The sequence below is a fragment of the Nitrospirillum karajorum genome, from assembly GCF_036348415.1.
Lineage (GTDB): Bacteria > Pseudomonadota > Alphaproteobacteria > Azospirillales > Azospirillaceae > Nitrospirillum > Nitrospirillum amazonense_B.
In genome coordinates, this window is record NZ_JAZBQB010000003.1 from 1,181,960 (window position 1) to 1,196,835 (window position 14,876).

The following is a 14,876-nucleotide window of genomic DNA, read 5'->3' on the forward strand; positions in this document are numbered from 1 at the left end:
GCGTCGCCGCACGATGACCCGTGGGGCGACGAGCCTTTCCACCTGCACGGCTTCGACTTGGACTGAATCCAGGCTGATCGCTTGGCGTCAGGCCGACTTGAGCATCCCCGTCGGCCTCAAGCTGACTTGAGCATAGACGTGTAGATGGCCCAGGCGGTGGCGACACTGACGCCACCGGCGCGGGCGCCGGCCGCCAGCATTTCGGTGGTGGGCTTCAGGGGGGCCTGGGTATGGGTGGTGGGGGCGCCCGCCAAAGAGGCGCCCAGCGTCAGAAAGCCGGCGCTCAGGGTTTCATCACGATGCGGCGCGTCCAGCAGGCTCATGGTTCCGTTCCCCTCGATTGCGTGTGCCCCTACCACACGCAAGAGCGGTGCCACGACGATCCAAGGTTGAGCGCAACAGCGACGCCGGTGCTTTCCGTAGGCATCAGGCGGCTTTCCGTTTGCGTCGCGCCGGCCGTCACAAAATTTCCCCCTCACGGCATTATCATTTTGCGACGACACCTGCGCCGTTCTTCTCAATTTGCGACTCACACATTTTCCCAACCTGCTACCGGCCGCAATGGCGATGCGGCCCGGTCCGTCGGCGAGCAATTTCAGGTCCAAAGGTGATTCCACATTGGGGCGATCTGCTCTAGGGTCGGCGCCAAGATGGGGACGACAGCATGAATGATGTGATTTTCCATATGTGCCGCGCGGATGAATGGCTGGCGGCCCTGGCCGTCGGTGTCTATGCCGGGTCCTCGCAGGACCAGGCCGACGGCTTCATCCATTTCTCCACCGCCACCCAGATCGTGGAGAGCGCCGCCAAGCATCGCGCCGGCCAGACCGGCCTGCTGATCCTGACGGTGGATCCAGCCCCCCTGGGCGATGCGTTGAAGTATGAACCCTCACGCGGGGGGCAGCTGTTCCCCCACTTATATGGCGGCCTGCCGGTGAGCGCGGTGCTGCGGGCCGACCCCTTGCCCCTGGGTGAGGACGGACGCCATGTCTTCCCGGACCATGTCCTGCTCGGTGAGACGGGGGGGATGACCTGATGAGCCTGGCCTACCGCCTTGCCCGCCCGCTGCTGTTCGCCTTGGATGCCGAGCGGGCGCACGACCTGACCATCAACCTGCTGAAGGTTGGCGCCGTGCCGCCTGGGCTGTTCGGCGCCGGCGGCGCGGACGACCCGGCCCTGGCACAGACGGTCTTCGGCCTGAACTTCCCCAATCCCGTGGGCCTGGGCGCCGGCTTCGACAAGAATGCGCGGGTGCCGGACGCCATGCTGGCCCTGGGCTTCGGCCTGGTGGAGGCCGGCACCGTGACGCCCCGGCCACAGCCGGGCAACCCCAAGCCCCGCCTGTTCCGCGCCGTGGAGGTCGACGGCGTCATCAACCGCTTCGGCTTCAACAATGAGGGGCTGGAGACTTTCGCCCGGCGGCTGGAGGACAGGCGCGGCCTGGGCCGCACCGGCATCCTGGGAGCCAATGTCGGCAAGAACAAGGACACGGCGGATGCGGCCAGCGACTATGCCATCGGCATCCGCCGCCTGGCGCCGCTGGCCGATTACCTGGTGGTCAACGTCTCTTCCCCCAACACGCCCGGATTGCGCTCCCTGCAGGGGCGGCAGGCGCTGACCGACCTGCTGGCCGCCTGTCTGGAAGCGCGAGGGGCCCACCGCACGCCCCTGCTGCTGAAGGTGGCGCCAGACCTGACGGCGGATGACAAGCTGGACGTGGCCGAGGTGGCGCTGGCCAGCGGCATCGACGGCCTGATCGTGTCGAACACCACCCTGGACCGGCCGGACAGCCTGAGCCCGGCGCACCGGGCGGAGGCGGGGGGCCTGAGCGGCCAACCGCTGTTCGACAAGTCGACGGCCGTGCTGCGCGATTTCTACCGCCTGACGGGGGGCAAGCTGCCCCTGGTGGGCGTGGGCGGCGTGGGCTCCGGCGCGCAGGCCTATGCCAAGATCCGCGCCGGCGCCAGCCTGGTGCAGGTATACTCCGCCCTGATCTACCAGGGTCCGGGCCTGGTGACCGCCATCAAGCGCGACTTGGCCGCCCTGCTGCGCCGCGACGGCTTCACCAGCATCAACGAAGCCGTGGGGGCGGATCACACACCGGCACCGGCGGCCTGACGGCAAGGACCGGGAGCGCCGGGCGAATTTGGGAGGGGACATGTCGGTCATCAGCACGGAATTCGAATTCACCCTGCCCATCGGCTATCGCGACGGCGACGGCACCCTGCACCGGAACGGCGTCATGCGCCTGGCCACCGCCGGGGACGAGATCCTGCCGCTGAAGGACCACCGGGTGCAGGCCAATCCCAGCTATCTCACCATCATCGTCCTGTCGCGGGTGGTGGTGCGCCTGGGCACGCTGGACATGATCAACACTAAGGTGATCGAAGACCTGTTCGCTGCGGACTTCGCCTATCTGCAGAAGCTTTACAACCAAGTCAACCAGATGGGGGACGGCGACGAGCCGGACAGCCGGCTTCCGGGTAAACCGGGGACGGCGCGATGACGGTGCTGCGCCATATCATCTTCGCCGCCTGCTATGTCGCCGTGGCGGTGGCCGTCGCCCTGGCCCTGCCGCTGGCCGGCGTGGGGGTGGACCGTTCCTACGGCCTGCTGCTGGGCCTGGTGGTCTTCGTCTTCGGTGGCCTGCTGCATGAGTTCTACGCCCGCATGGAACAGGCGGAGCGGCTGGAAGACCGGCTGGACCGCCTGCTGGACCGGCAGCGTGACGTGCTGGCGGCCCTGGACCGGCTGGTGCGTCCCAGCGCCGAGGCCGGCGGCGCCGTGGCCGCCGTGGTCAGCGACGCCCGCATGCTACGCACCCTGGCCGACCAGATGCCGGCGGGGGGACCGTCCCGCCGCAAGCGCCGGTGCCCATCAGTGCGGCGACAAGCCTGGCGAACACTCCGGCGGCCCCGCGCGCGCCCACGACGTCCACCCTAGCCACGCCCACCCTGGGTTCCGCCTACGGTCCCCTGCCGGGGCAGGAACCGGCGGCGGAGAACGACAGCGCCGTGATGAACGGCATCCGAGAGGCGTTGCGGTCGGACCGGGTGGACATCTTCCTGCAGCCCATCGTCAGCCTGCCGCAGCGCAAGCATCGCTTTTACGAGGTCTTCTCCCGCATCCGGCTGGAGGACGGCAGTTACCTGACGCCGGACCGTTACCTGGGTGTGGCCGCGCGTCACAAGCTGATGGCGCCCATCGACAACCTGCTGCTGTTCCGCTGCGTCCAGTTGCTGCGCGAGACGGAGAAGCGCCACCAGAACGTGGGCTTCTTCTGCAACATCTCCGCCGCCACGCTGAACGACGGCACCTTCATGCAGGAGTTCGTGCAGTTCATGGGGCAGCACCCCAACCTGGTGCAGAAGATCATCTTCGAACTCAGCCAGGCCGACCTGATGCAGGGCGATGTTTTCGCCACCGGCTTCCTGGACGGGCTGCGCAGCCTGGGCTTCCGCTTTTCCATGGACCAGGTCGACCGCTTCGACGTCGATTGGGACCAGTTGGCGGCGCATGAGATCCGCTTCGTCAAATTGGATGCCGCCCGCCTGCTGGACCCGGACGGCCGCTTCGCCAACCCCGACAAGGTGACCCTGCTGAAACGCCAATTGGACCGGAACAACATCGACCTGATCGTGGAAAAGATCGAAACCGACCAGCAGTTGCTGGACCTTTTGGATCTGTTCATCGATTTCGGCCAGGGCTACCTGTTCGGCGAGCCGCGCATGGCCCGCCGCCTGCCATCCTGAGATTAGAGCCCTATGACCGCCATTCCCCTGCACACCGGCCTGTCGCACCTGGCGGACCGTTACGACGGATTCATCCTGGATTTGTGGGGGGTGGTGCATGACGGCATCGCCCCCTATCCGGGGGTGCCGGAGTGCCTGAAGACCCTGCGCGCCCGGGGCAAGCGCGTCTGCCTGCTGTCCAACGCCCCGCGCCGCGTGGACGCCGCCGCCGACCGGCTGACGGAGATGGGCCTGACGCCGGACCATTACGATGCGCTGCTGACCTCGGGCGAGGCCACGCACGACGCCTTGCGCGACCCGCCGGACGCCTGGCACGCCGCCCTGGGGCCGACGCTGTTGCACATCGGCCCCGACCGGGACGCCGGCGTCTATCTCGACCTGCCCGGCCGTATCAAGGTCGACCGGCCGGAGGACGCGGACTTCGTCCTCAACACCGGCATCGTCGATTTCAGCGAGTCGCTGGCGGATTACGAGCCCATCCTGGCGGCCTGCGCCGCGCTGAAGCTGCCCATGGTCTGCGCCAACCCGGACCTGGTGGTGCATGTCGGGCCGCAACTGGTGATTTGCGCCGGGGAGCTGGCGCGGCGTTATGAGGAACTGGGCGGCGACGTGCGCCAGCACGGCAAGCCTTATCCCGGGGTCTACGCCCGCTGCTTCGACCTTTTGGGTGATATTCCACGCCAGCGCATCCTGGCGGTGGGGGACAGCCTGCGCACCGACATGGCCGGCGCCAACGCCGCCGGCATCGACGGCCTGCTGATCACCGGCGGCATCCACCGCGAGGAACTGGGCGTCGCCGACCCGCTGGCCGACCTGCCCGACCTGGACCGGCTGGCGGAGATCGCCGCCCGGGCGGGCCTGACCATCAGCGGCGCCATGAACCGTCTGGGCTGGTGACCGCCCCCGCTGGCATGCTCCTCCCGGCGTGCCCCCCTTGGTTCACCACCTCTGGCGGGCGTGTAACAGCCGGGTTAAAAGTGTAACGCTTAGGCAAACGTTGCGGACAGGGTGGGACCAAGTGGCCAATAGTCGGGGGAGTTCTACGATGTCGCGCAGGGTGCGTCCCATGGAAACCAGTGCCCTCCCCTCCCGTCCGCGCCTGACGCCGGGCATTCCCGCCGGTGGCGTCATCGCCGCCCTGGTGGCCGTCGGCTCGCTGGGCTTCATGCTGTTCGGCAGCCACAGCCCGTCCCACTCGGTCAAGATCGTGAAGATGGATGGCGGCATTCCGCCCATTCCCCCCATCCCGCCGATCCCACCGATCCCGCCCATATCTCCCGCGTCGCCGGCACCGGCGGCCGCCCCCATCAGCCGGGCCGACGCCGACCAGATCCGCCGCGACGTGGAAGAGGCGATGAAGGGCCTGGACGTCGAGTCCATCAAGCAGCAGGCCAAGGCCGCAGCGATGGCCGCGCGGGCCGCCGCCCGGGACGCCCGCGCCTTGAGCGAAAGCAGCCAGGAGTTTCCGGCGCAGCAGGTGGTGAACCTGTCCAACCTGGCCGGCAACACCATCATCCACCCGTCCAGCAGCGCCACCACCATCGCCATTTCGGCCAGCGGCGGGGCCGTGCGCGCCGCGGCGGAGGATGGCGCCCTGCAGGTGTCGGGCAGCGGCCGGTCGACGGAGCTGACCATCACCGTTCCCGCCAAGACCAAGCTGGTGGCCGCCGGATTGTCCGGGGAGTTGTCCGTGGATGGCGACCTGGACGGCGACGTCGTGCTGGACGTGCGCAAGGCCCAGGTGACGCTGAAGAAGGTCAAGTCGCTGCAGGCCAACATCGTCGAAAGCGCCGACCTCAGCGTCGACGATGTGGCGGAATCGCTGAAATTCATCATCGCGGGCCGTGGTGACCTGCATGTGGGCCACGCCGCCGACGCGGAGATCCGGGTGATGGGCCAGGCCGACGTATCGCTGGGCACCGTCGACAAGACCTTGCGCCTGGCCATCTACGGCAATGGCGATGTCTCCGCCGACCGCGTGGACGGCGTGATCGAGACGGTCATCAACGGCAAGGGCGATGTGCACATCAACGATGGCAACGCCAGCGCCCTGAAGGTCGCCGTCCTGGGCCAGGGCGACTTCACCTTCGACGGCACCGCCAAGGACCCCAACCTGTTCATGGGCGGCGGCGGCACCATCACGGTGGCCAAGCACACCGGCACCCCCCGGATTGGCAAGTCCGGCAATGGCGAGGTGGTGCTGGGTGGGGAGTGACCCGCCGCCGCCTGCTCAGCCATTCCGACTATCCTGCCGCCCCCTTTTCCGCCGCCCGCTTTTCCACAGATTGCACGGGACCGTAGCCCGTGCCTACAGTATGCCCGTTGGTAGAAGCCAGCCGACCTGACCCCTGATCTTTCGAGGGGGTGCGGCCGAGAGGGCGGACGGCCAGGCGAAAAGGACGGACACGGGGTGCGGTTGGGGGCGGCGACACGGATTTGCCTGGGCTACGCCGTGTTCGGCGGGGTGTGGGTCTTAGGGTCCGACATTTTCCTGGAGACGGTGCTGGGCCGCGCCCACGCCGCCTGGCTGGCGCCGGTCAAAGGTGTGGGCTTCGTCCTGGTGACGGCCCTGCTGCTGCACCGGGTGTTGCTGCGCGCCCTGGCGGTCGATGCGCGCAAGACGCGCGACCTCGCCCTTAGCGAGGCGCGGTACAGCGCCCTGGCGGAGATGGCCCCCGTCGGCATCTTCCATGTCGATGCCGATGGCCAGATCACCTACCGCAACCCCCGCCTGCGCGAAATTTCCGGCCTGCCGGCGGAACTGGACCCGGGGGGCAGCTGGGAATGGTGGCTGATCCATCCCGAGGACCACAAACGGGCGCAGTCCCGCTGGCTGGCCGCGACCCAGGCCGGCGAACGCTTCGCCGAGGAATTCCGCATCCGCCGGCATGATGGCCGCGTCGTCTGGGTCCTGTGCGAGGCGGTGCCGGTCACCGCCCGCGAGGGGGAGCGGATGGGCTATGTCGGCATGGCCCTGGACCTGACGGCCCAACATTTGGCGGCGGAGGGGGTACGCCAGGAAAAGGAACGGTATGAGCTGGCCACCGCCGGCTCCGCCGTCGGCATCTGGGACTGGCACTTGGGCGACGGCAGCCTGCATCTGTCCGGCCAGGCCCTGACCCTGCTGCGCCTGCCGACGGGAGCGGTCGCCCCACGACGCGTGCTGGGCATGATCCCCAGGGCGGAGCGGGCACGGGCCTTTGCCCATGTGCGTGGCGCCCTGCGCTTGCGCCGCCCTTTCGACCTGGAGCTTCCCATGGTCTGCGCGGATGGCGTGACCCGGTGGTTCCATGTGCGCGGCCAGGGCGTCTGGCCCGCGGCCGCGCTGGCCGAAGACCCCAGCCGGCCAATCCGGCTTCTGGGATCGCTGATGGACATCACCGCGCGCAAGGAAACGGAAGGCCAACTGGCCCGGGCGCGGCACGACGCGGAAATGGCCAGCCGCAGCAAGACGGCCTTCCTGGCCAGCATGAGCCATGAGTTGCGCACCCCCCTCAACGCCATCATCGGCTTCAGCGAGCTGATCACCCAGCAGACCTACGGCCCGGTGGGCGACCCGCGCTATGCCGACTATGCCGAGGACATCCGGGTCAGCGGCCTGCATCTGCTGGAACTGGTGAACGACATCCTGGACGTGGCCCGCATGGAGGCCGGCCGGTTCGAGCTGGAGGACAAGGTGGTGGACATCGCGGCGGAAGTCGCGGTGGCCGTGCGTCAAATCCAGGCGGGCAACCTTCAGCGCCATCTGGACATCACCGTGGCCCCCGGCACCGAGGGGCTGCACGCCATGCTGGATCCCACCGCCCTGCGTCAGGTGCTGCTGAACCTGGTGGGCAACGCGGTGAAGTTCACGCCCGACGGCGGGCGGGTGACGGTGGCGGGGGAGATCCGGAGCGATGGCTTGGCCCTGTCGGTCACCGACACCGGCCCCGGCATCTCCCGCTATGTGCTGGAAAACCTGGGCACCCAGCCCTTCCTGCAGGCCGAACCCTCGCTGCGGCGGCGCCATGGCGGCAGCGGCTTGGGCCTGTTCATCGTCCGCCGGCTGATGGACCTGCACGGCGGCACCCTGCACGTCGAATGCCCCGCAGACGGGGGCACTCGCGTCACCGTCGTCTTCCCGCCCGACCGCCAGGTGCCGCCGGGCCCGTCGCTGGCGATATCGCCCTGATCAGGGCATGATGGGTCCACACGGTTCCCGCGAAAGGGCACATCCCAATGCCCCCCTTCAAAGCTAAAACAGCCAAACCATCCAAGACACCGCCCCCGGATGGGGAGCTACCCTCCAGCCTGGATGCGGTGCTGGCGGCCGGCGCCCGTGACAGCCTGCGGCGCGACCAGGGCTATGCCCGCTTCCGTGCCCAGGCGGACAAGGCCGCCGCCGCCGCCGACAAGGGCGACGACCGCGCCTACCGCCTGCTGGCCGAAGCCATCCGCCAATTGCTGAACGACCGCCGCTGAGGCCCCGCCGCGGAGCATGGCCGTCCCCCGCCCTGACACACATCCGCCCCTGTCGCTGTCCATCCCACCGCCCCATCTAGACCTGATGACCCAGACAACCGCCACCGCCCCAACCGCGAATCCCGCGCCCATCCCCGGCGCGCCGGAGCCCCGCCCCACCCGCCCGCAGATGGGGGAGGCCAAGGCGCTGGCCACGCTGCTGCCCTACATCTGGCCGGCCGGTGACTGGGGCACGCGCGGCCGGGTGGTCATCTCCATGCTGCTGCTGCTGGGCGCCAAGGCGGCCAGCGTCACCATCCCGGTGTTCTACAAGCACGCGGTGGACCAGCTGGGCGAGGGCATCAAGGCCAACGCCGCCGTGGTGCCGGTGCTGGCCATCCTGTCCTATGGCCTGGCCCGCGTGCTGTCCCTGGCCTTTGGCGAATTGCGCGACAGCGTGTTCGAGCGGGTGGCCCAGCGCGCCATGCGCAAGGCGGCGCTGACCGTGTTCCGCCACCTGCATGGCCTGTCGCTGCGCTTCCACCTGGAACGGCAGACGGGCGGCCTGTCCCGCTCCATCGAGCGTGGCACCAAGGCCATCGAGACCCTGCTGTCCACCGCCCTGTTCAACATCCTGCCCACGGTGCTGGAAATCCTGCTGGTCACCGGCATCCTGTGGCGCCTGTTCAATATCTGGTTCGCCCTCGTCACCTTCACGGCGGTGGCGGGCTACATCGCCTTCACCGTCATCGTCTCCAACTGGCGTACCCGCATCCGCCGCCAGATGGTGGACAGCGATACCAAGGCCAGTGCCCGCGCCATCGACACCCTGCTGAACTATGAGACGGTGAAGTACTTCGGCAATGAGGAGCATGAGGCGCAGCGCTACGACCGCGCGCTGAAGGTCTATGAGCAGGCGGCGGTGCGCACCCAGACCTCGCTATCGGTGCTGAACGTCGGGCAGAGCTTCATCATCGCCTCGGGCCTGGTGGCCGTCATGTGGATGGCGGCCGGCGGCATCCAGTCCGGCACCCTGACCCTGGGCGATTTCGTGCTGGTCAACACCTACCTGCTGCAGCTGTACCAGCCGCTGAACATCTTCGGCTTCGTCTATCGCGGGGTGAAGGAAGCCCTGATCGACATGGAGAAGATGTTCGTCCTGCTGGCCGTGGACCGCGAGGTGGCGGACGCCCCCGGCGCCCGACCCCTGGCCGTCAGCGGCGGCGAGGTGCGGTTCGAGGACGTGTCCTTCGGCTATGACCCGCGCCGCCCCATCCTGAAGGGCGTCAGCTTCACCGTGCCCGCCGGCCGCACCGTGGCCATCGTGGGCCCCAGCGGTGCCGGCAAATCCACCCTGTCGCGCCTGCTGTTCCGCTTCTACGACGCCAACGGCGGCCGCATCCTGATCGACGGGCAGGATATATCCCAGGTCACCCAGGCCAGCCTGCGCGCCGCCATCGGCATCGTCCCGCAGGACACGGTGCTGTTCAACGACACCATCCGCTACAACGTCGCCTATGGCCGCACCAGCGCCACCCAGGCGGAGGTGGAGCACGCGGCGGTCCTGGCCCACATCGACGGCTTTATCGCCGGGTTGCCCGACGGCTGGGAAACCATGGTGGGCGAACGTGGCCTGAAACTGTCAGGCGGCGAGAAGCAGCGCGTGGCTATCGCCCGCACCATCCTGAAGGACCCGCCCATCCTGATGTTCGACGAGGCGACCAGCGCCCTCGACACCCATACCGAACGCGAAATCCAGCGCAACCTGCGCGAGGTCAGCCGCGGCCGCACCACCCTGGTCATCGCCCATCGCCTGTCCACCGTGGTGGAGGCGGACGAGATCATCGTGCTGGAGGAGGGCCGGGTGCGCGAACGCGGCCGCCACGCCGACCTGCTGGCCCTGGGCGGCGCCTATGCCGAGCTGTGGGCGCGGCAGCAAACGGCGGACCCGGTGCCGGAGGATGCTGTGGGCGCCGCTACCGCCGAACCTGTCATGGGGTGATGGCGACGTGTTACAGTGTACATGCGCTGTAACACATGGGCCCTGCGATGACCGAAACGACCTTCACTTTCCGGGTGGACGAAACTCTGAAAGCCGCGTTCGCGGAAGCAGCCAAGGCCAATGACCGCACCGGCGCGCAATTGCTCCGGGATTACATGCGCGATTTCGTGCGAAAGCAGCAGGAAGCCGCCGACTACAATGCTTGGTTCCGGGCTGAGGTCCAGGCAGGTATCGATGAAGCCAATGCCGGTGACACGGTATCGGTGGAAGAGGTGGAGGCGGAAGCGGAAGCATGGCGGGCTGAGGCCCGGCGCAAGCTGGCCGGTTTTGCCTCGTGAAGCTGATCTGGACGCGTTCCGCGACCGTCAACCGGAAGCATATTCGGGAGTATATCGCCCAGGAAAGCTTGGGCAGGGGCTTTGGCTTTGGACGATCTTTTCTCTAAAAGGGCCATTCTCTTGGCCAAGAATCATGGCGCCGGGCGGCCGGGCCGCGTCGCTGGAACTCGTGAATTGGTTCTCCATCCCAATTACATCATGATCTATCAAGTGGCCGGCGACACGGTGCGGATACTGCGTCTGCTGCATGCCGCACGCCAATGACCACCAAGGCGATAGCCAACGGATGGACCGTTTTTGACATCGGCAATCGCCCGGACCAAAGTTCTGGGGTATGGACCGTCGAAGGACCCTTTGCCTGAGGCCGGTTGCGTCATGAACGCCGACATCCCCCTGCACCCCGAGTCGCCCGCTGATCCGACCGGTCTGGCGGAACCGCTGCTGGCGGGGGATCGACGGGCCCTGGCGCGGGCCATCACCCTGATCGAATCGACCCGCGCCGATCACCGCGCCCAGGCCGACGCCCTGCTGGCCCGCCTGCTGCCCCATGCCGGGCGGTCGGTGCGGGTGGGCATCACCGGCGTGCCGGGCGTGGGCAAGTCCACCTTCATCGAAGCCTTCGGCCTGCACGTCATCGGCCGGGGGCACAAGGTCGCCGTGCTGGCCATCGACCCGTCCAGCCAACGCACCGGCGGGTCCATCCTGGGTGACAAGACCCGCATGGAACAGCTGTCGCGCGACCCGGCGGCCTTCATCCGCCCCTCTCCCGCCGGCAGCACCCTGGGCGGGGTCGCCCGGCGCACGCGCGAGGCCATGCTGTTGTGCGAGGCCGCCGGCTTCGACGTCGTCGTGGTGGAGACGGTGGGCGTGGGCCAGTCGGAGACGGCGGTGGCCGACATGGTGGACCTGTTCCTGCTGCTGCTGTTGCCGGCGGGCGGCGATGAACTGCAGGGACTGAAGAAAGGCATCGTGGAGCTGGCCGACCTGGTGGTGGTGAACAAGGCCGATGGCGACCTGGTGGCCCAGGCCCGCCACGCGGTGGCGGAGTACCGCCACGCCCTGGCCCTGCTGCGCCCGGCGGTGCCCGACTGGACCGTGCCGGTGCTGAGCTGCTCCGCCCTGACCAACCAGGGGGTGGACGGGGTTTGGGACACCATCGTCCGCTTCCGCGACGCCCAGACCGCCAGCGGCCGGCTGGACGGCCGCCGCGCCGAGCAGGCGCGCGCCTGGATGTGGAACGAGATTCGCGAAAGCCTGCTGGCCGCCTTCACCGGCGATGCCGCCGTGCGCGCCCGCCTGCCGGAGGCCGAATTGGCGGTGACGGCCGGAACCCAGACACCGGCCATGGCGGCGCGCGACCTGCTGGCCCGGTTCCGGCGTGAGGCGTAAGGCGCGAGAAAAAGGAACCGTGGCGCCGGGATGTCCCCGGCACTGGGAATCGTTTCCGACGAATAGGCCCCGCCCAACGCTCAAGAAAAGGCGGTGCGGCCTTGACTCCGGGCGGCCAACTGGTCATCCGTAACGCCCCGTGGCCGCCGGCCTCTGTTCTATGCCTCATTCCCATTAGGCCATGGCAGGGATGCCGACGACTGGCCCCTGGTTTTTCCAGGGGTGCCCTTGACTCTCCGCTGCCCCTTCGGTTATATCGCCGCTTCCCTCCGGAGCGGTGTGCGCCGGGGTTGTCATTCTTGTTATTCCGTGAAGGTGCTCCAATGGCCCGCAAGTGCGATGTGACCGGCAAAGGTCTGCAGTTCGGCAACAACGTTAGCCATGCCAACAACAAGACCCGTCGGCGTTTCCTGCCCAACCTCCAGGAGACCTCGCTGCTGAGCGACGCGCTGGGCACCATGGTCCGTCTGCGCCTGTCCACCAAGGGCATCCGCACGATCGAGCACAAGGGCGGCCTGGACAGCGCCCTGCTGGACATGAAGGACAGCGAGCTGTCGCTGGATGCGCGCCGCGTGAAGCGCCGCATCGCCAAGGTCCTGGCCGCCAAGGCCGCCGCCTAAGCATCGCACGCCTTCCGGGAATGGGGCGGCCCCACCGGGTGCCGCCCCGATCCTTGTGACGAATGCCATCCGACAGGCCCGCCTGCGGCTTATTGGCATTCCCGCGTGACGATCGCCTTGCCCGCGGGCTGGGGCCTCACATCCATGACGCTCTCGCCTGCCGCTCTCGTCGATTTCCTGAACGGCCTGCCGCCAGCCCTGTTGCTGGTGGGTCAGATGCTGTTCTGTTTCAGCGCCATTTTGGCGCTGGCCCGGCTGTTCGGACAGTCCGGTCTCTATATCTACATCATCGTCGCCATCATCGGCGCCAACGTCGAGGTGTTGAAGGCGGTTCAATTCCCCTTCTACGAACACCCCGTGGCCATGGGCACGATCCTGTTCAGCTCAACCTATCTCGCCACCGACATCCTGACCGAGCATTACGGGCGGGAGGCGGCACGGCGCGGCATCTATCTCAGCTTCGCGGGCTATCTGCTGTTCACGCTGATGATGCTGATCACCCTGGGTTTCCGCCCCATGACGGCGGACCAGGCGGGGGAGGACATGGCCTGGGCGCTGTCGACGCAAGACCATCTGTCGGCCCTGTTCCTGCCGGCCCCGGCCCTGTTCCTGTCGGGCATGGCCTCCTATCTGGCCAGCCAGCTGTGCGACGTCTGGATCTATCAGAAGATCCGGGGGGCGACGGGGCAGCGGCACCTGTGGCTGCGCAACAACGGCTCCACCATGGTGTCGGCGCTGATCGACAACACCGTCTTCAGCCTGCTGGCCTGGCGCGTCTTCGCCGAGACGCCGGTGGACTGGCACGCCCTGGTGTTCACCTACATCCTGGGCACCTATCTGATGCGGGTGGCCGCCAGCCTGTTGGACACCCCCTTCATGTACCTGTCGCGCCGGGCGCTGGCCCCCCATCTCACGGGCCGGCCCCAGCCCGCGAAGGCCGCCTGACCCCTTTTTCGTTTCCTTGGCCTCAGAGTCCGTCCCCATGTCCGATCTGCCCACCGCCTACCCCGGGTTCTCCTTCGAGATCACCCACAAGGCCCCCGACAGCCGGGCGCGCCTAGGCCGGCTGACCACGCCGCACGGCACCATCTCCACCCCCAACTTCATCTTCTGCGGCACCAAGGCGTCGATCAAAGGCGTCACCCCGGCGCAGATGCGGGCGGAGAAGACGGACATCATCCTGTCTAACACCTATCACCTGATGATCCAGCCGGGCGCCGACATCATCGCCAAGATGGGCGGCCTGCACCGCTTCATGGGCTGGGACGGTCCCATGCTGACCAACTCGGGCGGCTTCCAGATCTTCTCCATGGGCCACGGCTCGGTGGCGGATGAGATCAAGGGGCGCCGCACCCAGACGCGCGACACCACCCTGCTGAAGATCACCGAGAAGGGCGCCACCTTCCGCAGCTACATGAACGGCGAGAAGCTGTTCCTGTCGCCTGAGTTATCCATCGACATCCAGCGCAAGCTGGGCGCCGACCTGATCGTGCAGTTCGACGAGTGCACGCCCTTCCATGTCGATCGCGCCTACACCGCCAAGTCCATGGCGCTGAGCCACCGCTGGGGCGACCGGTCCTTGAAGGAATTCGCCAAGGGCGGGGGCATGAGCTACAACGGCCTGCCCCAGGCGCTCTACGGCATCATCCAGGGCGGGGTGTACGAGGATTTGCGCAAGGAAAGCGCGACATACACCAAGGACCGCCCCTTCTTCGGCACGGCCGTGGGCGGCAGCCTGGGCGCCAACACCGCGCAGATGGATGAGGTGGTGGCCATGACCATGCCGCACACCCATCCTGACCGGCCGGTGCATCTGCTGGGCATCGGCGGCATCCGCGACATTTTCGCCGGCGTGGTCCAGGGCATCGACACCTTCGACTGCGTCAGCCCCACCCGCATCGCCCGCCACGGCTGGGCCCTGGCGCCCAAGGCGAAGGGGGAGCGGCTGAACATGCGCAATTCCCGCTTCCGCGAGGATCCCAACCCCATCGACCCGGCCTGCGACTGCTACGCCTGCAGCAATTTCAGCCGCGCCTATATCCACCACCTGCTGAAGGCGGGTGAGTTGCTGGCCATGCAGCTGCTGTCCATCCACAACGTCGCCACCATGAACCGGCTGCTGCGCGACGTGCGCGAGGCCATCGCCACCGGCACCCTGGGCGAGGCGCGCCGGCGCTGGGTCTATGATCCCCAGGAGCAAGAAAATGGCGAAGGGGAACCGGCGGCGCAGGGCGGGGCCGCCTAGACCCCGGATTGACCGCTCCCCCCGCTCCCGCCTAGGGTGCCGAGCCCCGATTCGGCATCCGCAAGGCCGGGCGGGATTTTCCACATCCGA

At 67.8% G+C, this 14,876-nt stretch carries 17 protein-coding genes; 16 read left to right on the top strand and 1 reads right to left on the bottom strand.

What is annotated here, in order from left to right; translation table 11 throughout:
• Window positions 1–116 precede the first annotated feature (116 nt).
• Window positions 117–323: a hypothetical protein gene (locus UCD39_RS19040; protein ID WP_145733001.1), complete on the bottom strand. Its 207-nt coding sequence runs from the start codon at window positions 321–323 to the stop codon at window positions 117–119.
• Window positions 324–664: 341 nt separating this feature from the next.
• Here UCD39_RS19040 and UCD39_RS19045 point away from each other — a divergent pair, with 341 nt between their 5' ends.
• The 16 genes from UCD39_RS19045 to tgt all read left to right on the top strand — a co-directional run bounded on the left by UCD39_RS19045 (window position 665) and on the right by tgt (window position 14,786).
• Window positions 665–1,036 (top strand): DUF952 domain-containing protein, encoded by a 372-nt coding sequence (locus tag UCD39_RS19045; RefSeq protein WP_330497415.1) that lies wholly within the window; start codon window positions 665–667, stop codon window positions 1,034–1,036.
• Entirely contained in the window at window positions 1,036–2,118 is a 1,083-nt protein-coding gene (locus UCD39_RS19050) for a quinone-dependent dihydroorotate dehydrogenase (protein ID WP_330497416.1), read from the top strand. Before UCD39_RS19045 ends, UCD39_RS19050 begins: the two co-directional genes overlap by 1 nt.
• 40 nt (window positions 2,119–2,158) lie before the next feature.
• Window positions 2,159–2,506 (top strand): hypothetical protein, encoded by a 348-nt coding sequence (locus UCD39_RS19055; protein ID WP_330497417.1) that lies wholly within the window; start codon window positions 2,159–2,161, stop codon window positions 2,504–2,506.
• Entirely contained in the window at window positions 2,503–2,943 is a 441-nt protein-coding gene (locus tag UCD39_RS19060; protein ID WP_330497418.1) for a hypothetical protein, read from the top strand. Before UCD39_RS19055 ends, UCD39_RS19060 begins: the two co-directional genes overlap by 4 nt.
• Window positions 2,871–3,752, top strand: a complete 882-nt coding sequence (locus tag UCD39_RS19065; RefSeq protein WP_330497419.1) for an EAL domain-containing protein — start codon at window positions 2,871–2,873, stop codon at window positions 3,750–3,752. Before UCD39_RS19060 ends, UCD39_RS19065 begins: the two co-directional genes overlap by 73 nt.
• A 12-nt stretch (window positions 3,753–3,764) precedes the next feature.
• On the top strand, window positions 3,765–4,649 hold the full coding sequence (locus tag UCD39_RS19070) for a TIGR01459 family HAD-type hydrolase (RefSeq protein WP_330497420.1): 885 nt from the start codon (window positions 3,765–3,767) through the stop codon (window positions 4,647–4,649).
• 169 nt (window positions 4,650–4,818) lie between these two features.
• A complete protein-coding gene (locus UCD39_RS19075; protein ID WP_330497421.1) occupies window positions 4,819–5,967 on the top strand; it encodes a hypothetical protein in 1,149 nt (382 codons plus the stop codon).
• 195 nt (window positions 5,968–6,162) lie between these two features.
• Complete coding sequence (locus UCD39_RS19080; RefSeq protein WP_330497422.1) at window positions 6,163–7,923, top strand: sensor histidine kinase; 1,761 nt, start codon at window positions 6,163–6,165, stop codon at window positions 7,921–7,923.
• Between the two features lie 47 nt (window positions 7,924–7,970).
• Window positions 7,971–8,213: a hypothetical protein gene (locus tag UCD39_RS19085; RefSeq protein ID WP_145733012.1), complete on the top strand. Its 243-nt coding sequence runs from the start codon at window positions 7,971–7,973 to the stop codon at window positions 8,211–8,213.
• Between the two features lie 85 nt (window positions 8,214–8,298).
• Window positions 8,299–10,194, top strand: a complete 1,896-nt coding sequence (locus tag UCD39_RS19090) for an ABCB family ABC transporter ATP-binding protein/permease (RefSeq protein WP_330497423.1) — start codon at window positions 8,299–8,301, stop codon at window positions 10,192–10,194.
• A 47-nt stretch (window positions 10,195–10,241) separates the two neighbouring features.
• Window positions 10,242–10,532, top strand: a complete 291-nt coding sequence (locus tag UCD39_RS19095; protein WP_330497424.1) for a CopG family ribbon-helix-helix protein — start codon at window positions 10,242–10,244, stop codon at window positions 10,530–10,532.
• A gap of 87 nt (window positions 10,533–10,619) precedes the next feature.
• Window positions 10,620–10,796, top strand: coding sequence for a type II toxin-antitoxin system RelE/ParE family toxin (locus UCD39_RS19100; protein WP_330497425.1), 177 nt, complete (start codon window positions 10,620–10,622; stop codon window positions 10,794–10,796).
• A 111-nt stretch (window positions 10,797–10,907) separates the two neighbouring features.
• Window positions 10,908–11,921 (top strand): methylmalonyl Co-A mutase-associated GTPase MeaB, encoded by a 1,014-nt coding sequence (meaB, locus tag UCD39_RS19105; protein ID WP_330497426.1) that lies wholly within the window; start codon window positions 10,908–10,910, stop codon window positions 11,919–11,921.
• A 323-nt stretch (window positions 11,922–12,244) separates the two neighbouring features.
• Entirely contained in the window at window positions 12,245–12,541 is a 297-nt protein-coding gene (gene rpmB / locus UCD39_RS19110; RefSeq protein WP_145610695.1) for a 50S ribosomal protein L28, read from the top strand.
• Between the two features lie 144 nt (window positions 12,542–12,685).
• Window positions 12,686–13,486: a queuosine precursor transporter gene (locus UCD39_RS19115; protein ID WP_330497427.1), complete on the top strand. Its 801-nt coding sequence runs from the start codon at window positions 12,686–12,688 to the stop codon at window positions 13,484–13,486.
• Between the two features lie 37 nt (window positions 13,487–13,523).
• Entirely contained in the window at window positions 13,524–14,786 is a 1,263-nt protein-coding gene (gene tgt, locus UCD39_RS19120) for a tRNA guanosine(34) transglycosylase Tgt (protein ID WP_330497428.1), read from the top strand.
• The last annotated feature ends 90 nt before the right edge of the window (window positions 14,787–14,876 follow it).